18 protein-coding genes and 1 other RNA gene are annotated in these 19,016 nt (G+C 55.7%); 10 read left to right on the top strand and 9 right to left on the bottom strand.

What is annotated here, in order from left to right; all coding sequences use genetic code 11:
- Positions 1-284 precede the first annotated feature (284 nt).
- The gene (locus ABWV47_RS06970; RefSeq protein WP_353310059.1) at positions 285-722 is read right to left on the bottom strand and encodes an Lrp/AsnC family transcriptional regulator; all 438 of its coding nucleotides are present in this window, start codon (positions 720-722) and stop codon (positions 285-287) included.
- A gap of 106 nt (positions 723-828) precedes the next feature.
- Here ABWV47_RS06970 and ABWV47_RS06965 point away from each other — a divergent pair, with 106 nt between their 5' ends.
- The 3 genes from ABWV47_RS06965 to ABWV47_RS06955 all read left to right on the top strand — a co-directional run bounded on the left by ABWV47_RS06965 (position 829) and on the right by ABWV47_RS06955 (position 5,399).
- Positions 829-1,959, top strand: coding sequence for a type III PLP-dependent enzyme (locus tag ABWV47_RS06965; RefSeq protein ID WP_502959688.1), 1,131 nt, complete (start codon positions 829-831; stop codon positions 1,957-1,959).
- Positions 1,960-2,035: 76 nt separating this feature from the next.
- Complete coding sequence (locus tag ABWV47_RS06960; RefSeq protein ID WP_353310053.1) at positions 2,036-4,333, top strand: xanthine dehydrogenase family protein molybdopterin-binding subunit; 2,298 nt, start codon at positions 2,036-2,038, stop codon at positions 4,331-4,333.
- Positions 4,320-5,399: a T6SS phospholipase effector Tle1-like catalytic domain-containing protein gene (locus tag ABWV47_RS06955; protein ID WP_502959697.1), complete on the top strand. Its 1,080-nt coding sequence runs from the start codon at positions 4,320-4,322 to the stop codon at positions 5,397-5,399. The genes ABWV47_RS06960 and ABWV47_RS06955 overlap by 14 nt, the downstream gene beginning before the upstream one ends.
- A 2-nt stretch (positions 5,400-5,401) precedes the next feature.
- Here the strand turns inward: ABWV47_RS06955 and ABWV47_RS06950 are convergent, their stop codons facing one another.
- From ABWV47_RS06950 to ABWV47_RS06920, 7 genes are all read right to left on the bottom strand, one after another.
- Positions 5,402-6,073 (bottom strand): nitroreductase, encoded by a 672-nt coding sequence (locus tag ABWV47_RS06950; protein WP_353310050.1) that lies wholly within the window; start codon positions 6,071-6,073, stop codon positions 5,402-5,404.
- A 20-nt stretch (positions 6,074-6,093) separates the two neighbouring features.
- Positions 6,094-7,203, bottom strand: coding sequence for a TFIIB-type zinc finger domain-containing protein (locus tag ABWV47_RS06945; protein WP_353310047.1), 1,110 nt, complete (start codon positions 7,201-7,203; stop codon positions 6,094-6,096).
- 68 nt (positions 7,204-7,271) lie between these two features.
- Positions 7,272-8,420 (bottom strand): SPFH domain-containing protein, encoded by a 1,149-nt coding sequence (locus ABWV47_RS06940; RefSeq protein WP_353310044.1) that lies wholly within the window; start codon positions 8,418-8,420, stop codon positions 7,272-7,274.
- Between the two features lie 23 nt (positions 8,421-8,443).
- Positions 8,444-9,358 carry a DUF2927 domain-containing protein gene (locus tag ABWV47_RS06935; protein ID WP_353310041.1) on the bottom strand — a complete coding sequence of 305 codons (915 nt, stop codon included), beginning with the start codon at positions 9,356-9,358 and terminating at the stop codon, positions 8,444-8,446.
- On the bottom strand, positions 9,355-10,551 hold the full coding sequence (locus tag ABWV47_RS06930; protein WP_353310038.1) for a toxic anion resistance protein: 1,197 nt from the start codon (positions 10,549-10,551) through the stop codon (positions 9,355-9,357). The genes ABWV47_RS06935 and ABWV47_RS06930 overlap by 4 nt, the downstream gene beginning before the upstream one ends.
- Positions 10,552-10,585: 34 nt before the next feature.
- Positions 10,586-11,470: a 5-bromo-4-chloroindolyl phosphate hydrolysis family protein gene (locus ABWV47_RS06925; RefSeq protein WP_353310035.1), complete on the bottom strand. Its 885-nt coding sequence runs from the start codon at positions 11,468-11,470 to the stop codon at positions 10,586-10,588.
- 328 nt (positions 11,471-11,798) lie between these two features.
- On the bottom strand, positions 11,799-12,713 hold the full coding sequence (locus ABWV47_RS06920; RefSeq protein WP_353310032.1) for a pseudouridine synthase: 915 nt from the start codon (positions 12,711-12,713) through the stop codon (positions 11,799-11,801).
- Between the two features lie 62 nt (positions 12,714-12,775).
- Here ABWV47_RS06920 and ABWV47_RS06915 point away from each other — a divergent pair, with 62 nt between their 5' ends.
- On the top strand, positions 12,776-13,240 hold the full coding sequence (locus ABWV47_RS06915) for a nucleoside deaminase (protein WP_353310029.1): 465 nt from the start codon (positions 12,776-12,778) through the stop codon (positions 13,238-13,240).
- Between the two features lie 11 nt (positions 13,241-13,251).
- Here ABWV47_RS06915 and ABWV47_RS06910 read toward each other — a convergent pair whose 3' ends face one another.
- Positions 13,252-13,947: a metal-dependent hydrolase gene (locus ABWV47_RS06910; RefSeq protein ID WP_353310026.1), complete on the bottom strand. Its 696-nt coding sequence runs from the start codon at positions 13,945-13,947 to the stop codon at positions 13,252-13,254.
- A gap of 462 nt (positions 13,948-14,409) precedes the next feature.
- Between ABWV47_RS06910 and gatC the strand changes: the two genes are divergently transcribed.
- The 6 genes from gatC to ABWV47_RS06880 all read left to right on the top strand — a co-directional run bounded on the left by gatC (position 14,410) and on the right by ABWV47_RS06880 (position 18,985).
- The gene (gene gatC, locus ABWV47_RS06905; RefSeq protein WP_353310023.1) at positions 14,410-14,697 is read left to right on the top strand and encodes an Asp-tRNA(Asn)/Glu-tRNA(Gln) amidotransferase subunit GatC; all 288 of its coding nucleotides are present in this window, start codon (positions 14,410-14,412) and stop codon (positions 14,695-14,697) included.
- Between the two features lie 60 nt (positions 14,698-14,757).
- Entirely contained in the window at positions 14,758-16,245 is a 1,488-nt protein-coding gene (gene gatA / locus ABWV47_RS06900) for an Asp-tRNA(Asn)/Glu-tRNA(Gln) amidotransferase subunit GatA (RefSeq protein ID WP_353310020.1), read from the top strand.
- 35 nt (positions 16,246-16,280) lie between these two features.
- Positions 16,281-17,108, top strand: a complete 828-nt coding sequence (locus ABWV47_RS06895) for a RodZ family helix-turn-helix domain-containing protein (protein ID WP_353310017.1) — start codon at positions 16,281-16,283, stop codon at positions 17,106-17,108.
- Between the two features lie 12 nt (positions 17,109-17,120).
- A complete protein-coding gene (locus tag ABWV47_RS06890; RefSeq protein WP_353310014.1) occupies positions 17,121-17,768 on the top strand; it encodes an N-acetylmuramoyl-L-alanine amidase in 648 nt (215 codons plus the stop codon).
- Positions 17,769-17,874: 106 nt separating this feature from the next.
- An RNA gene (gene rnpB / locus ABWV47_RS06885) (RNase P RNA component class A) lies at positions 17,875-18,250 on the top strand.
- A gap of 60 nt (positions 18,251-18,310) precedes the next feature.
- Complete coding sequence (locus tag ABWV47_RS06880; RefSeq protein WP_353310012.1) at positions 18,311-18,985, top strand: lysoplasmalogenase; 675 nt, start codon at positions 18,311-18,313, stop codon at positions 18,983-18,985.
- Positions 18,986-19,016 lie beyond the last annotated feature (31 nt).

The following is a 19,016-nucleotide window of genomic DNA, read 5'->3' as shown; positions in this document are numbered from 1 at the left end:
GGAGGGCCGCGCTGGCGTTTACGTAAATCAGAGGCATCAAATGCTGTCCTTAGCAAGGCACGCGGAAGTCGCGATGGGTTGGAACGCCCCATCTGCATTGCTCTTGCCGAAGAGATTTCAGAATTGTGGCGGTATATTCCTCATTTGCGCCATCCTTCTTTTTGGGGAATTTCGCTGCGTTTTTTGTTGGGAGTGCCAGAGCCATTGCGGCGCCCTGATACGACGTTTGAATATCATGGGGCAGTTTGTCGGAGGGACAATCTGAGGGCCAAAGGGACGGATGTCTAGCCTATGGGCCGGTCCAACTTTGTGGACAGGTGAATGAGGCTTTCTGAACTTTTGACTCCTTTGGCTTCGCCAATTTTGTCGAGCGCAGCATCGAGAGCCGTGGTGCTGTCTGCGGCTAGTTGGACAATGAGGTCAAAGCGACCAGAGCAGGTGTGCACGGTTTCTACGGCGCTAAGTGATTTGAGACGGTCAAGTACAATGGGACCGCTGCGCAATTCAATCGACAAGAGAGCGGTGGCGCGCAGGCGCGGGCGGGCGACTTCGCCGAGGCGCAGCGTATACCCTGCAATGGCGCCGGAAGTTTCCAGTCTGTCGAGGCGGGCCTGAACGGTTGTGCGTGCCAGGCCAAGTTTGCGCGCAAGCGTGGCGACGGGCGCGCGCGCATTGTCGCTTAACAGATTGAGTAGTTGTGTGTCCGCTTCGTCGAATTGCATTTTTTACGCTCATATTGCCGAATCTTATGCACATTATTGCCGAAACGACGCGTTAAATCGACGTCCAACGCGCGCAAGATCAAAGAAAACAGGATTGAGGTTCCCCATGCGCAATGAGCCGGCCTTGTGGCCATCGCCTTCGTGGCATTTGACAAAGTTTTCCCCCGACAACCCCGTGCTGTATTTCGCGCCAGAGGTGTTGCAGACGACTGCGCGTCGTTTTATCGATGGATTTGAAGGGCTTGTGACCTATGCGGTCAAAGCCAACGACGACGAAGCTGTGCTGACCAATTTGGCGGGTGCGGGAGTTTCTGCTTTCGATGTGGCGTCCCCGTTGGAGATGCAAAAAGTGCGTCGTGTGTCGCCAAATGCGATTTTGCACTATCACAACCCAGTCCGCTCAGATGCCGAGATTGCGGAAGCGGTTGGACATGGAATTGCAAGTTGGTCCATTGACTGTCTGCGCGAACTTGAAAAATTGGCAGATGTCCCGCGGTCTGGAACAGAGATCGCAGTGCGATTGAGGTTGCCGGTTGCGGGGGCGGCTTACGATTTTGGCGAAAAATTTGGGGCAGACCCGGAACAGGCTGTTATGCTGTTGCAGCAGGCCTGTGCCATGGGATTTGAGCCGTCTTTGACATTCCACCCGGGAACACAATGTGAAGAGCCGGAAGCCTGGGCCGTGTACATCCGTGAGGCCGCAGACGTGGCACAGCGCGCGGGCGTGACGTTGCGGCGATTGAATGTCGGTGGTGGTTTCGCCGCGCATCGCAACGGAGGTGTGCCCAACTTAGAAGCGGTGTTTGCTCGCATTTGGAGTGAGACTTTGCGTGCCTTTGGCGATGCGCCTCCTGCATTGGTGTGTGAGCCAGGGCGCGCCATGGTGGCGGAGGCATTCACTTTGGCGGTGCGGGTTAAAGCAGTTCGCAATGAGTCGATTTTTTTGAACGACGGAATCTATGGTGCGTTGATGGAGTTGCGAGACATTGGTGTGCCGGACCGCATTTCCGTGATCCGTAAGACGGGCGCGCCAGTTGGCGGCGCCCAATGTACAAAGGTTGTGTACGGGCCAACATGCGACAGCTTAGATCGACTGCCGGACGTTGTGGCGTTGCCAGAACAGATTGCGGAGGGCGATTTTGTTCTGATCCGTGCGATGGGTGCTTATTCGTCGAGCCTTTCAACTCGGTTTAACGGCTATGGGCTTCAAGAAATGGTGACCGTCGCAGGGTTGTAAGACGTATGATGCTCTAGACACCAATCTGATGCGCGATACAGTCCGCTTCGTAGGCACGCGCAGGGGAGCTAGAGCCATGGACAAATTTGGAAAGAGTCAATCGGTCAAACGCAGCGAAGATAGCCGTTTCTTGACGGGTGCGGGACAGTATGTGGACGATATTGCGCCTGAGGGCGCGCTGTTTGCCTATTTCTTGCGATCGCCTGTCGCGCATGCCGATATCGCGCAACTCGATGTGTCCGACGCGCGTGACGGTGAAGGCGTAGCATGTGTCTTGACGCAGGCAGACCTTCTCTCCGCTGGGCTTGAAGCGAATCTGCCGGGGGTGCGAATGGACAACCGCGATGGCAGTAAAGGCGCTGGACCAGAGCGGCCGTTGTTGGCAAACGGTCGTGTGCGCTATGTTGGGGAGCCAGTGGCCGTGATCGTAGCTGAAACGCTTGATCAGGCGCGTGATGCCGCAGAAGCGATCCTGTTTGATTATGAAGATCGCGACGTGCATCTCGATCTGGTACGTGGTGGGGAGCAGTTGCATGACGATGTGCCCGAAAACCTCGCATTTGATTGGGGGCTTGGCGATGAGCTTGCAACAGAGGCGGCTTTTGCCAGTGCCGCACATGTGGTCAGTCTCGAAATTGGTGACAATCGGATCATTGCCAATTCGATGGAGCCGCGCGGTGCTTTCGCGGAATGGGATGGTGACAAAGTGCATTTGGCCAACAATGGCCAAGGTGTTTGGGGGCCAAAAGGCGAACTGGCACGGGTTTTGAAGTTAGATGAGGCCAATGTGCGCGTGACTAACCCCGACACCGGTGGTGGGTTCGGTATGAAGGGCATGATTTATCAGGAACCGTTGATTGTTGCGTACGCGGCGAAGATTATCGGAAAACCCGTACGCTGGATCGGCGAACGCAGTGAAAGCATGATGTCAGACAACGCGGGGCGGGATTTGGTATCGGTTGCGGAACTGGCGTTTGATGAAAACCTAAAAGTTACGGCGTATCGCGTAAAAAGTTCGGCCAATATGGGAGCCTACAATTCGCAATTTGCACAGGCAATTCAGACCAACCTTTTTGCGCGGGTCCTTATGGGTGTCTATGACGTTCAGTCCACTTGGCTGCAGGTGGATGGGATTTACACCAATACCACACCTGTGGATGCCTATCGCGGCGCCGGGCGTCCTGAAGCGATCTATGTACTGGAACGGTTGATGGACCGTGCCGCGCGCGAACTTGGCGTGAGTGGATATGATTTGCGCCGGCGCAACTTCATTGCGCCCGAAGCATTCCCGTACAAGTCGGCCACCAATGAGACCTATGATGTCGGGGATTTCGACCGTGTGCTGAGCCGCGCAGAAGAGTTTGCTGATGTCGCAGGTTTTGCAACGCGTAAAGCCCAGAGCGCAAGGTCCGGAAAACTGCGCGGGGCGGGGCTGTGTTACTATATCGAAAGCATCTTAGGTGACCCCAGCGAAAGCGCGCGGGTCGAGTTCAATGAAGATGGCACCGTGTCGATCTACGTGGGAACACAATCCAACGGGCAAGGTCACGAAACTGTTTACGCACAGTTCCTGAGTGATCAGACAGGTATTCCAACTGAAATGATTGAGGTGGTTCAGGGAGATAGCGACCGCATCAAGCAGGGCGGTGGTACTGGTGGGTCTCGGTCTGTCACAGTGCAAAATACTGCAACGCTGGCGACGGTAGAAACGATGATTAAAGCTTTTGTCCCCTATATTGCAGAGAAGATGGGCGTGGATGCCGAGGACGTGACATTTGATGATGAGCAATTCCGGGCGGACGGTTCTAATCTACATCCGACTTTCCTCGAGGCTGCAGAGATGGCGCGATCTGATGGGCGTGATGACCTAATGGTGCACGAAGAGCGCACCACCCTACCAGCGCGCAGCTTTCCGAATGGAGCGCACTTGGCTGAGGTGGAAGTGGACCCTGAAACCGGGCAAGTGACGTTGGAGAAATACACGGTGGTGGATGATTTTGGAAACCTTATCAATCCGATGCTCGCAGAAGGGCAGGTACATGGCGGTGTCGCTCAAGGTATCGGTCAGGCATTGATGGAACACGTGGTGTTTGACGACGAAGGCCAATTGTTGACTGCCACCTTCATGGACTACGCCATGCCAAGGGCCAGTGATATGCCAATGATTGGTTTCGCTACAGAGGCAGTGCCATCGACGGCCAATGTCATGGGCATGAAGGGGTGTGGTGAAGCAGGTACCGTAGGTGCCATGGCAGCGGCGGCCAACGCCGTGCAAGATGCGCTATGGGATGCAGGGGTACGCCAAGCGGATATGCCTTTCACGCCCCACCGCGTATGGCAGATGCTGAAAGAGGCCAAAGATAGGGCTGCATGAACGCATAACGCGCTGGCTGGCGGGAACGTTCGCAAGCCGACAGTCACCAGCGGCGCCGAGACGGGGCCCAGTGACCCATGTGATCATTTTGGATGGCACGATGTCCACTTTGGCGCAAGGCCATGAAACCAACGCTGGGTTGACTTACCGTCTGCTCAGCGAAATTGGTGCTGAGGTGTCGGTCTACTATGAGGCGGGGGTCCAGTGGGGCTCGTGGCGGCGCACACTTGACGTGATGATGGGGCGCGGGATCAACCGGCAAATCCGGCGTGCCTATGGCTACTTGGCAAGCCGATATCGCCCGGGGGACCGGATATTCCTGATGGGCTATTCGCGTGGCGCTTTTGCGGTCAGGTCTCTTGCCGGCGTGATCGATCGTGTGGGACTGCTGCGTGCAGAATGTGCCACCGAGCGCAACGTGCGTTCTGCGTATCGCCACTATGAGTTGACACCCAACAGCCCTGCTGCCTCGGACTTCGCAACCGCCCATTGCCATACGCATGTTGAAATCGAGATGATTGGTGTTTGGGACACGGTAAAAGCGCTGGGCGCGCGGGTGCCGCTTTTATGGCGCATGACCGAACAGCGGCACGCGTTTCACAACCACCACTTGTCACCTGTTGTGCGGCATGGGTTTCATGCGCTGGCGCTGGACGAAACGCGGCAAGTGTTTGCGCCTGAACTTTGGACATGCCCTGACGACTGGCCGCACCACTGGCAGGGGCGCGTCCAGCAAGTCTGGTTTCGTGGTGCACATAGTGATGTCGGCGGCCAATTAGGTGGTTACTTGGAAGCTCGCCCTCTATCTAATGTATCTCTCGTGTGGATGTTGGATCGGCTGGAATTCTGTGGGATAGAGTTGCCGGATGGATGGCAGAAACGTTTTCCCACCAACCCAGACGCCCCCATGGTGGGTACTTGGCGCGCTTTGGGGAAGTTCTTCCTGTTTCGAGCGCGGCGCAACGTCGGCGCAGACCGGTCAGAGAGCATTCATGAGAGCGCCCGATCTTACGTGGCTTCAGGCGATGTAAAAGCTCGGCGAACGCAGCCACTGTTGGGTGAATAAGCTCAGCCTTTCCATTCCACGAATTCTTCTAAATTCGCGCGTTCAGTGCGAAACCGATTGATCGGGGCACTGTCATCCGAATGGCCGAAGGAGATCGCAGCAAGGACATTGCGATCTTCAGGAATGTCAAAATGACCCCGCACCACATCTGAGAACAATGATAAGGCCGCTTGGGGCACAGTGCCGATCCCTTGGGCTTTGGCCGAGAGGCAAAAGGCAGTGATAAAGCCGCCACAGTCGAGCACGCCATAAGGTCCAAGCTCTTTTGGGCAGGTGATCAATGCCACGTGCGGGGCTCCAAAAAACGTGTAGTTCTCTCGCATTTGCTGTGCTCGGCGATCGCGTTCGCCCCGTCCAATGCCGACAGACTCATAAAGTTGAAATCCACAAGTGCGGCGGCGCTGTTGATGGGCGCCAGTGTAGGTGTTCGGAAACGGGTAGTCTGGTGACGGTAGACCTGTATCAAACGCGGCCGCCATGGCGGTGCGAAAACTTTCGGTTTGTGCACCCGATGTAACAATTACTTTCCAAGGTTGAGCGTTACACCATGACGGCGCGCGGCCCGCATCAAGCAGGATCTGGGCGATCACTTGTTGTGGCACGTGATCGGGCTTGAACGCGCGGCAGGAGTGACGCGTCTGTAGCAGGTCTTGCAAGGCCGTATGATGGCTCATTGCTGTTCTCCCGGCGTTATTTATTGGCTTTGGGCGATGATAAAGCCAATGGCAGCCGCCGCAAGTGCGCCGCACGCAACGGCACATGCGATTTTCCATCCCGAATATGGGCGTTCTCCTTGTACCCGCCCGGTTTGGCCGTTCACCACAAAGCGGTAAGACGTTCCGCGGTACTTGTATGCCGCCATCCATACGGGCAGCAGGATGTGTTTGAAGGTTACGTCATTAACCGCTGTTTGCACCGAGTGGATGCGTTGACGATCGCCCCCAATGTCAAAGGCAACGTCGCGGCGGATCGCGCGATCCATTTGTCTGCGGGCTTCTTCATAGCCGTGCTCAAGATCAACGGAATAACCTTCAGCTTGAAATCCCGCGAGGAACTCTGGTGTGTATGGCTCAAGATCGGAGAGATCCCAGGGTTGCAATGCGTCGGTGTATTTTTTGGGAAGGGCCTTAGACCCAAGAACCAATATGTCGTCAAACCAACGGGCGACATGCCCAGACGCCGGGCGCCAACGAATTTTTTGCACTTTGCGTTGTTCCGGTTTCCCGTCGCGCATAACTGTTTCCGTGACGTAGTATATTGTTCCACGTTCCCCTGAGTATGCGGATTTCGTGTCAGCGTCGTAGGTCCAATAAGGAACATAGATGCCATTCATCTTACGTCCCTTTCGCGCGTAGTCCTGCAAACCATTGGGCGCAAACCAAAGCTTGCCGAGCCAATCGTTCATTGCGTCATGTGCGGTGCGTTCGGCAATTTGAAAGGGCAGTACTGCGCGAGGTTTGATCAAACGGTGTGTGCCGGTGTCCACCACCACAGGCGTGGCGCAAAACGGGCATTCAGTGGCGTGGGTGTCACCGTCAAACACCACATGAGCGGCGCAGTTTGGGCAGGAGGTGACGCGTGTTTCAATCACTTCGGCGACAGGGAGCTGCTGCGCCAAGGCAGCTTTGAAATCCAGCTCCGCTATGGCGGCTGCTCTGTCGCCAGTTTCGGTCGCTTCCTCATGTCCACAGTGATCACAGACCAGTTTCGCTTCGCGGGGTGCAAAGCGATAGTCTGCGCCACATTGAGGGCAGGGAAACCGTGTTGTTTCTTTGGGTAATGGCGGTGGAGCGGGTTGTGACATGAGATTTATGCATCCAGCGGAGGTTGCAAGGCCTTTAAAAATTTGGCGTTCAGGATGTAGTTAAACGCTCAAACACCGGGCGGGGGCGGGGGCAAAACAGTAAAGAGCTGTGCCAGCTCAGCCACGTCATCTGCATGTTTCCAACCGTCTTGACCGGCGGTCCAGACATGGGTTGTGCGGGTGATATCGCCCGCGGTGGCCATACGACCAAGGGCCGCCTTGGAGAAGGGGCCTTTGGTTTGGCCATTCTCTGCGATATGCCAGACATGCTCAACGGGAGGCGGCGGCGGCGCAGCGGAAGTCGGTTGTGCGGTGGGTGCTTGTGCTGCGGCGGGGCGCGCTCCCCAGGGGCCGGGCTGGGCTTGCGCGGATTGGGTTGCCATTTGCTGGGCCATGGCCATTCCCATCCCCATTCCGAGACCTGCGCCGACACCAGAATTTGGCGTCTGTGCGGCAGCGGTCATCGCTTCGGCGGCAGAAAACTGTGTATAGGCACCCAAATCGCCAACAATTCCCATCGAGGTGCGTTTGTCCATGGCGGCTTCAACGGCAGGGGGCAGTGAGATATTTTCAATATAGAGCTCGGGAATGGAAAGGCCGTATTCGGCAATGGTTCCCGAAATCTCTGCGGCGACGAGATTGCCGAGATCGGCGGTGTTGGCAGCCATATCCAAAACTGGGATGCCAGAGCTGGCGATCACCCGTGAGAACTCCTGCACAATAATGTTGCGGATCTGGTAGCTGATCTCATCCATGGTGAATTCGCCGTCTGTACCAACAATTTCGGTGAGAAACCGCGCGGGTTCCACGACGCGGATCGCATAAGTACCGTAGGCGCGCAGACGCACAGGGCCAAACTCCGGGTCTCGCACCATGATCGGATTTTTGGTGCCCCATTTCAGATCGGCAAAGCGCGTGGTGTTGACGTAGTAAATCTCGGATTTGAACGGACTCTTGAAGCCATGATCCCAGTGCTGCAGCGTGGTCATAACTGGCATGTTGTTGGTTTCAAGCATATAAAGTCCGGGCGTGAAGACATCCGCGAGTTGACCTTCGTGCACAAAAACAGCGGATTGGCCTTCACGGACGGTCAGCTTGGCGCCATATTTGATTTCATGACCTTCACGTTCAAAACGGTATACCAGCGTGTCACGAGTGTCGTCGACCCAGTGGATGACGTCGATAAATTCGCCGGTGAGAAAATCAAAAATACCCATGAAGTGGTCCTTTTCGAGGTTGGCTAGAAATTCTGGTTTGTTTGTTCGCGCGCCAAGATGTGGACCACCGGGCGGGCTTCTTCCACGGTCATGCCAATGGAAAGACGCGGGTCAAACAGCATGGACAGCAGCATTTCGTCATGTGTGGTTAGCAGCGCAAACTCCTCGTCATCGTTGAAGATAGACGGGCGTGCTTGGGGGCTATCATTGGTGAGGCCAAGCCCCTGTGCGATCTCTTCCTGGATACAGGATTTTCGCAATAGGTCTGGGTGTTCTGCGCGGATCAAGGCAACTGCAGAGGTATAGGCGTTGGGGGCTTGCTCTGACGCTTGGGTGACCACGAAGCAGTAGATATGACGTGGTGGATTGGTAAACAACGCGCGGGTTTTGGCGGAGGCGGTAGGAAGGACACGATCCAAATGATCCGCTAGTTCAGTGGTGTCATCAGCCCCCATAACCAGCACGTGAAAATTGGCTTTGCCAGAGGCTGCCCTAATGGGGTGACCGGTGGTACGGGCCAAACGCGGCAGGTAAGCGGTCAGCGCTTCTTGGTCTGTGGCGCGTTGGGGTTCTGATACCGAACTGCCAAAGCTCATGCTCACGCGTACAGGCGATTGCCACCGGCGCAGTTGTCCTGCCTGACCAGACGCGCGTTCCAACCCTGCCCCGGCTGTGTATTCATCATAAAAGGCGATGCGTTCGAAGTTGCGCGCCAGCATGTCCGGTGTGAAGGGAGTGTCTGGCCCGCCGCCATCTGTCCTCAATAAGCCGCGCGCAAGCAGGTCGGCCTGAACTTGACTGTAGTAAGTGCTGAGAGCTTCGCTCTGTCCTGAGATCGAAGGAGGCGGCGGTGACGTAACGGAAGGAGGGCCGCCTGTTTCATCACAGGCGGCCAAAAGGCTCAAGACGCCAAGCGTTATGAGAAAACGCGATATCACGTTTTGGGAACGGACGTCGCAGTGGTGTCGCCCAGACCGTCTTTGCGTGCTTTCGCGGATGCCAGAGTGTCGCGCAATTCGGCCTCCATTTTCTTCATGTCTTCTTCTGCGGCGGCACGCTTGGCTTTGCCATCATCTGCGATTTGCAAAGACTCGTTGATGGTGGCGATCAGCTCTGCATTGGCTGTTTTTACGGCTTCAATGTCAAACACACCACGCTCCATTTCGGTGCGTACTGCACGATTGGTTTCACGCAAATTTTTGGCGTTTGCAGTTAGCAACTCATTGGTGAGGTCGTTCGCGTCGCGCACGGCAGCAGCAGCCTCAGCGGAGCGTTGAATGGTCACGGCCTGCGCCAATTGGGTTTCCCAAAGCGGCACCGTGTTGACCAGTGTCGAGTTGATCTTGGTGACCAAAGATTTGTCGTTTTCCTGAACCAAACGAATTGAGGGCAACGACTGCATGGTGACTTGTCGCGTCAATTTGAGATCGTGTACACGACGTTCCAGATCGTCACGCGCTGCTCGCAAATCGCGCAGCTCCTGCGCCACCATCACCTGTGCATTTTCGTCAGCGGCGGCGACTTCAGCTTCTTTAGCCGGAATATCGGTGGTGTCGAGATCTGCAATTTTGGCCTCGCCCGCAGCGATGTAGAGGGCCAACTCGTCATAGAACGCGAGGGTTTTCTCATAGAGCACATCCAAAGACTTGATGTCCTTCAGGAGAGTGTGCTCGTGGCCGAGTAGGTTGTCTGTGATTTTGTCAATCTGGTCTTGTACATCTTCAAACTGCGCTGTGAATTTGGCGAAGGGAGCGGCACGGCCGATGAGTTTTTCCCAGAAGCTGCGCTCCCGACGGACGTCGAGCTCCGAAACAGAAAAACCGCGAATGGTGGTGACGATATCGCGTAGGCTGTCGCCTGCTGGTCCAACATCCTTGTTGCGAACGTCTTGTAACATGGCTTGGGATATCGTCTGTAGTTCCGACTGGGCGGCAGAACCAAAGGATACAATCGAATTGGTGTTTGACATGTCCAGCTCTGCCATGCGTTTGCTGATTTCAGCAGATACGGGCGCATCCGCATCGGCAAATGGCACAATTGCGTTGGCTTCAACCGGTTCTGGTAGTGCTACGGTTGCCTCGGTGATGGCAGCAACCTCAGCTTCGGCTTTCTTGCGTACAGTTTCAGACATTTCAGACACCTTTCCCAGTCACATTCGTTATGTTTTACGCGTCGTCTCGCGACATACCTTCACGCTCCAAACGCTCGCGCAACACGTCAATTTCGATATTCATATCACCTCGGTCATCCAAAAGCAGTTTTTGGGTGCGGGCAGCAAAATTCTGTTCCAGATCATCTAGCAGAGCTTGGTAGTCGTCACGCGCTTTTGCATCTTGAGTGCGGGCATAGAGGTCGGCGAACTTAACTGTCGCGTCCTTGGCGCCAAGCAAATAGACACCAAGGTAGCGACGAGCAGCTGTCAAATCGCGCGGGTCTTCTTCGACCGTTCGGAACAAGTCACGTGCGGTTGTTTGAAACGCATCTACCCGGCGCTCTAAGGTGCGATCCCCGGCACGTTCGATGGCATTGCGCATGGCACGCAGGTGGTCTTCTGCTTCTTCTACGGCGCGTGCGACGCGATCGGATTGATGACTGTTAATGCCGTCCATGCCCTTGTTCTGTAGTGGGTCTAGACCAAAAGAGAAGCTGTGAAGGGCTCCGCCGAGTAGGGCGAAAATGATTGCCTCCATCGGTCCGTGACCAGCAATACCAGCCAAACCCAGCCCGATAGCGGTGAGTCCCGAGCCAAGAATTTTACGTGGAAGGGCCGGGCGGCGAGCGACTTTGCGGGCGCTATAAGCTTCTTCGGCAAACAGCCCCTCGCGAGTCATCCATGCGGCCAGTAAAAGTGCACCGAGTGCTACTAAATATTGCGCCATCACAAGAGGTTCAGACGAGAATGCCCTCCATATGAGCGGCAAGGGGGCAAGAAATAAGAGGTTTACGCGGCCGCCGACGCGGCTGCGTCGTGCCCCTTTGAACCCTTCAGAATTTGAGGCCTGTGCAGACTCTGTGTCCGGGCTGAATTTCCCACCAAATCGCTGTGCCATCAAGCGCCCCCTGTGGCTGCGACATAGAAGATAAATATGACAAGCAGGCCAAAAGCCAACCGTTGCAAACCACTTGAAGACATGAACGCTCCACCCCGCGCTAAGTTACAGAGAAATCTATGAACTCTGCCTCTTAAAGGCTAGGGGGAAGTTCTTTCTGTTTGTCTCATTCGTTCGAAAACGGCGCTTTTTTGCGGATTGCGCGGTTCTAGAAACTACATGCAGTGGCTTGCAGGCCACCGCATGGGCTCTGCTGATCCTAGAGCGGTGCAGGAAGCGAGCGGGCTCTTACGGAAGAGCCAGTCTTCTGCGCAGGACATTTTTTGGTCTATTTGCGACGCCGCACAGGCTGACGGCGTGTTTCTGGCTCAACGGCACCGTCTAAGCCAAGTTGGTCTCGTACCACCCGACGCCGCACTTCTTCCACTTCGCCCGGTTTCAACTGGCCAAGTTGAAACGGTCCATATGATGTGCGGATCAGGCGGTTTACAGTTAGGCCAACGGCCTCCACCGCACGGCGAATTTCTCGATTTTTGCCTTCGCGCAGACCTACGGTTACCCAAGCATTTGCACCTTGTTGACGATCCAGAGAGATGTCCATTGGTTGAAACCGCTCACCGTCCACGACGATGCCTTTGCGCAAGGGCGCAAAGGTCTCTTCGGTTGGACGGCCATTGATGCGCACGCGATACTTGCGTAGCCATCCGGTGCTGGGAAGTTCAAGCTGTCGTTTGACGCCGCCGTCGTTTGTCAAAAGCAGCAGGCCCTCAGAATTGAGGTCCAATCTTCCTACTGTCATGACGCGTGGTAATGTATCGGGCAGTTTGTCGAAAATTGTCTCGCGGCCTTTTTCATCACGGTTTGTGGTCACGAGCCCGGTCGGTTTGTGATAGAGCCAAAGTCGTTCTGCGTCGGGAGAACCAATAACTTTCCCGTCAACCGTGATGCGGTCTTTTTCAGTTACATTCAGTGCAGGACTGCTTAGTTTTTCCCCATTTACGCTTACACGCCCGGCTTCGATCATCCGCTCTGCGTCGCGGCGAGACGCTACACCCGCGCGTGCCAAAACCTTGGCGATCCGGCCGCCTTCGCGCGCCGTTTGTGCCGTGGTTGGCTTCGCAGTCGTTTTGGGCCCTGGCTTGGAACCGCCTTTGGCGCGGTCTTTGGTTGGGCGTGCTTTTGCGAACGGTTTTGCGGACGCCTTGGCAGAGGTGCGGCGGGAGGCTGGTGGCTTTTGTGTCATGCCCTCGTTTAACCGCGAAACGGGGATTGCGAAAGGGGGCGCGACGGGGCACACCATAAGGAATGCAATTTAAATCCCATATGGACCTTGCGTTGGCCGAAGCGCGGGCGGCGGCTGAACGGGGCGAAGTGCCGGTTGGTGCGGTTGTTGTTGGACCGGATGGTCAAGTTTTGGCGTCATCTGGAAATCGCACAAAGGGAGACCATGATCCCACAGCACATGCAGAAATTCTGGCGATACGCGGGGCCTGTGTGGCTGTCGGGAGTGAGCGTTTGATTGGGTGCGATCTGTACGTCACGCTGGAGCCGTGCCCGATGTGTGCAAGTGCGATTAGCCAAGCTCGGATTGCGCGGGTTTACTATGGAGCGTCAGATCCAAAGTCAGGCGGTGTCGCGCAAGGACCAAAGGTGTTTTCGCACCCGCAAAGCCACCATGTGCCGGAAATTTACGATGGATTGGCGGCCGAAGAAGCTGAATCTTTGCTCAAGATATTTTTTGCTGAACGTCGCGGCCCTTCCAGAGGTTAATGCGCCTGCGTTCAAATGACGATTGCCCGCAACACTTCGGGTTCAATGATGTCGACATCAGGCAAGCCAACGCGCAGGGCCTCTGCGGTTTGTTCGAGAATCGGAAATGTTCTGTAGTGGCAAGGAATGAGGCTCTTGAAGTCAAAGTAGCGTTTCGCTGCATAGGCTGCAGCCGTCATGTCCATAGTGAAGTGTCCGCCCGCGGATAGGATGCCAACGTCGGGTTTGTAGAAGTCACCCATCCACTCCATATCAGCCATGATATCGGTGTCACCGGAGATGTAGATCGTGTGACCTTCTGCTTTTAGCATGTAGCCGACCTCGGAACCTGCGGCTTTGGGGCCATCCGCTGTTCCAAAGGTCGAGCTGTGCGAAGCAGGTACCATGCTAAGGGATACGCTATCCCCCAAGTGTACGGTTCCGCCTTTGTTGAAGCCAACCGTATCTTGGTTCTCGTATTCACTCCAATAAGACATGAGGTCGTATTGGCCCACAATCGGGCAGGACATTTTGCGCGCCAAAGGCAGTATGTCGGCCACGTGGTCAAAATGCGCGTGGGTCAGGATGAGATGCGTTGCGCCGGACACGGCAGCAGCATGTTGATCTTCACGCAGCATTGGGTTGCCAGTCAGCCAGGGGTCTATAAGTAACACGAGCTCGCCGGTCTCAATGCGAAACGAACCGTGCCCAAGCCAGATGATTTTCATACTGTCACTCCCTTCGTTTCCTTAAAGACTAGCACGCCATAGCCCCATTAGAAGCCGATTTGAGAAAATGTGATGGATCAGCCCAAACCGGTGATGGCTCTTGTGAAGTGCTGGCTTCGGTTTTCTGGGTCGTTTCCTATTTCAATCGTATGCAATGCGCCGGGCTGCAGTGCCAGACGCGGGGCCAGTCGTGCTCGGTATGTGTGCAGCAAACCGGTACTCTTGGTCGCTGACGTGGCTTTGGGCGATTGGCGCCACGCTGCTATTTTTTTCTTTGTGCAGCCATCTGAGACAATCAAAGCGTAAGGCAAGGCGTCGAACCGTTCTCAAGGCACGTAAGAGCATGCTTGATTATTGGTATCGGTGCGCGGTTCCTGTCACCGCAGACCGGGCAAGCGCTTGCACCGCTGCGGCCTGCGCGCTAAAGGCTGATGGCACATCTGCAACGAAAGAGTCTTGCCCATGTCGATTGATGAAAGCACTGCCGCCAAAGTGGCCAAACTGGCCCGGATCAAGGTTGAAGACGAGGCCCTGCCCGCGTTGGCGCAGGAGTTCAATGCTGTGCTTGGCTTCATCGAACAACTCAACGAAGTGGATGTCGAAGGTGTGGAACCGATGGTTTCTGTGACCGCCATGCGTCTGAAACGTCGCGAGGACGTGGTAACCGATGGGGATCAGCAGAGCAAAATCCTGAAAAACGCCCCGGATGCCCGCGAAGGCTTCTTCGCCGTGCCCAAAGTGGTGGAGTGATCCGGCCTCGCCCGTTGATCCTTCAAACCTGAGTTTTTGCCCCAAAGAGAGGCGACCGATATGACCGAATTGACCAAACTTACCTTAGCGGAAGCCCGTGATAAGCTGCGCGAGGGTGATGTCAGCTCTGTGGAGTTGACCCAGGCGTTCTTAAAAGCGATTGACGACGCAGACGCTCTGAACGCTTTTGTTCATAAAACACCTGAGATCGCTCTGGAGCGCGCCAAGGCTGCGGATGCGCGGATTGCTGAGGGCGATGCGCCGGATATGTGTGGCCTGCCGATTGGCATCAAAGACCTGTTTTGTACCAAAGGCGTGGCCAGCCAAGCGGCGAGCGGCATTCTTGAAGGCTTTAAACCAGAATATGAGTCCACGGTCTCGCAGCAGCTCCAAGACGCGGGCGCCGTTATGTTGGGCAAACTCAACATGGATGAATTCGCAATGGGTTCTTCCAACGAGACTTCCGTGTACGGCAATGCGGTGAACCCGTGGCGTCGCGGCAATGATGAGGCCGCACTGACGCCCGGCGGATCGTCTGGCGGATCGGCGTCAGCTGTTGCGGCAGATCTCTGTCTTGCGGCGACCGGCACAGACACCGGCGGCTCGATCCGTCAGCCTGCCGCCTTCACAGGTATCACAGGCATCAAACCAACCTATGGTCGGTGTTCCCGTTGGGGTGTAGTTGCATTTGCCAGCTCGCTTGATCAGGCAGGGCCGATGACCAAAGACGTGCGCGATGCCGCCATCATGTTGGAAACAATGTGTGGGTACGACGCCAAGGACAGCACCTCCGTTGAACTTGCTGTGCCGAACTTTGAAGCGATGCTGACCGGTGACATTCGCGGAAAAAAAATTGGCATTCCAAACGAGTACCGCATTGATGGTATGCCTGCTGAGATCGAGAAACTCTGGGCTGACGGTATTGAGATGCTCAAAGCCGCAGGGGCGGAAATCGTCGACATCTCTTTGCCGCATACCAAATATGCATTGCCAGCCTACTACGTTATCGCGCCGGCAGAAGCCTCGTCTAACCTCGCGCGCTATGACGGCGTACGCTACGGCCACCGCGCGACATTGGCGGCGGGTGACGGCATCACAGAGATGTACGAAAAGACTCGGGCTGAAGGTTTTGGTCACGAAGTACAACGCCGTGTGATGGTGGGCACCTATGTGTTGTCCGCAGGTTTTTATGATGCCTACTATAACCGTGCCCGTCGTGTTCGGACCTTGATCAAGCAAGATTTCGAGAATGTCTTTGCGCAAGGCGTCGATGCTATCCTTACCCCTGCCACACCCTCTGCGGCCTTTGGTCTCGGTGAAATGTCGGATGCGGACCCAATCCAAATGTACCTCAATGATGTGTTCACGGTGACCGTAAACCTTGCTGGATTGCCGGGCGTGGCTGTTCCAACAGGTTTGAATGCCCAAGGTCTGCCATTGGGTCTTCAGTTGATAGGACGCCCATGGGAAGAAGGTGATCTGCTGAACACCGCTTATGCATTGGAGCAGGCCGCCGGATTTGTGGCCAAACCAGGTAAATGGTGGTAAAGCTGCTGCTAAGCACAAAGCAGGCAGAGCAGAACATGATACGGACATTTGGTGCACTCTGCGCCCTTGTGGCGCTGACAGCATGCCAGCCGCGCATTCCAGACAGCGCGGCGGGTGTAGGATTTGACAATGCGAACCTCTCTCCAGAGGCTCGTGCGCAGGTGGGAACGGCAAACAGTAGCAGCCCGATACCTTCCCCTCTGGCCGTGTCCCAAGAAACCATTCCTGAAGCGCCGCAGGTCGCTCGGGTTCAGGTCCAAGCTGCACCAGATGTGGCCGCAACTCCTTTGGTGACTACGGCGGCGGCGTCCCCTCCAACACAGACCGGCATTGCGAACTCTTCTGTGAACAGTGAGGCGTCCGCCATTGCTCAGGAAACCTCTGCCGCGCTGTCAGCGGCTTCAGTGAATTCCGGTGTGTTGCCGCTTGAGGCGAGCCCTTCAAATCCAGCACCGCAAGTCTTTTCCAATCCGGGGATTTCGGATGAGAATGACTTCGCCGCAGTCGGTGAACGTCGCTCAATTGAGGCCGATGCTGCGAGGCGCGCGCAAAACAAGGCAAGTTATACGGTGATAGAGCCTACAGCAGTGCCCAAACGTACCGGTACGCAAGGCCCCAACATTGTCGCTTATGCTTTGCAAACCAACCATCCGCGTGGGACCAAAATGTATAACCGTCTTGGTCTTGGCGGTGCTGCGCGTTTTGACAAAGCCTGTGCCCGCTTGGGCAGTGATGAGGCAGCACAGCTTGCCTTTCTTGAAAAAGGTGGCCCAAAGAACGACCGCTTAGGCGTTGACCCGGACGGCGATGGCTATGCTTGTCAATGGGATCCCAGCCCGTTTCGTAAGGCTGCTGGGCAATAACACTTGGGAAACTTGCCTGAGATCACACAGCGTCCGTCCCCCAACTTTGGTGATCGGCGTGACGGGTTGCGACCTACGCTGATTTTAATCCACTACACCGCCATGGACAGCGCGCAGGCCGCGATTGATTGGTTGTGCAACCCCAAGGCGGAAGTTTCGGCTCACTATGTGATTTGTGAACTTGGTCACATTACCCAGCTTGTGGCTGAGGAGAAACGCGCTTGGCACGCAGGTGTTGGGCAGTGGAAAGGATACAACGACGTCAATTCGCGCAGTCTTGGCATCGAACTCTCAAACCGTGGTGATCATCCTTTTGCTGAAGCACAGATGAGTGCGCTTGAGCGTTTGTTGCCGGAAATGATGACGCGCTGGGGCTTGTCACCAAAATGCGTGATTGGGCATTCGGATATGTCACCGGGTCGCAAAATTGACCCAGGGCCACGATTTGATTGGCGCCGTCTTGCGCAACAGGGTTTAGCGGTTTGGCCTGACGAGGCGCCTGCGACAGGGGACTGGGCTGAGGCGGCTGCACGCTTTGGTTATGACGTCACCCACCCAAATTGTTTGGAGGCATTTCGGGCCCGATTTCGTCCTTGGGCGACCGGTCCTATTGACGCTGAAGATGCACGTATCGCAGTGCGTTTGGCACAGAGCTCCTAGACTCGCTGCTTCCGAGCTAAAACGTACTGCGTGCCGCGTTTGGACGCGGTGCGCGCGTGGCTCAGCAATTGACGGCACCCATGCAACCCCCTAAACGTCCGCTTGCACAGAGGGCTGGATGGCCGCGGGGGCGTAAGCCCGCGAGGAAAGTCCGGACTCCACAAGACAATGGTGCCGGGTAACGCCCGGCCGGGGCAACCCGAGGGAAAGCGCCACAGAGAACAGACTGCCCCGATTCATCGGGGTAAAGGTGAAACGGTGGGGTAAGAGCCCACCGCGCGGCTGGCAACAGAAGCGGCACGGCAAGCCCCACCAGGAGCAATGCCAAATAGGGATCGCGCGTGCGCAAGCACAGGGGTGTCTTGCCCCGAGCAGGTCCGGGTTGGCAGCTGGAGGCGTCTGGTAACAGGCGCCCTAGATGAATGGTCATCTACCTGAGGTAACTCAGGAGACAGAATCCGGCTTATAGGCCCTCTGTGCGTATATCACTTAGTTTGGTAGACACCAGGCTGTTGAGATGCCGGAAAACCAAAGAGGGAACTATGAGCATTGTCGAAGAAATCGCCCTGCGCCAAGGCATTCGCTTGGGCATCTTAATTTTCGGATTTATCGCGGGGTTGGCCTATGCGGTCTTCTTTTGCCATCGCTCTGCAAGCCCACTAAAAACAATCGTCAAATTAATTCCTATGTCTGCTTTTGCGGTAGCGGTTGCTATTAGTTTTGGATCCGGCGCTGTGGTGCTTGCTCTCGTCCTTTCAGCATTTGGCGACTTTGCCTTGTCTCGCAACGGCGAAAGGGCATTTTTAGCGGGATTGGTTTCATTTGCATTGGCACATATCGTTTACGCGCTGTTTTTTTGGCAGCGTTCCGACGGTGCATTGGCTGATCCTGTAATCCTGATCAGCTTAGCAGTGTTTGCCCTATCCACTGAGTTCTGGTTGCGTCCGTACACCGGTCGTTTGAAGTGGCCGGTGCGTGTCTATGTGGTGCTGATTTCATTGATGGGGGCGACAGCTTTGGGGGTCTCATCAAATGCGCTTGTGGTGACGGGGGCTTTGATGTTCATGGCGTCTGATACGCTGTTGGCGATGCAACTGTTTCGTATGGCGGCGGATGCACCGCAACAGAGGCTGGTTTCAATCGCGCTTTGGTGTTTGTACTTTGTTGGTCAGTTTTTGATTGTGTCCGGTGTTGGCTGGTACACGCCGCTCTTTTAAATTCTGTCAATTAGGACTAACTGAGTGGCAA

The sequence above is a fragment of the Shimia sp. NS0008-38b genome (assembly GCF_040370365.1).
GTDB lineage: Bacteria > Pseudomonadota > Alphaproteobacteria > Rhodobacterales > Rhodobacteraceae > Shimia.
Note: the sequence above shows the minus strand (reverse complement) of the source record. Positions and strands in the feature narration are given on the sequence as shown.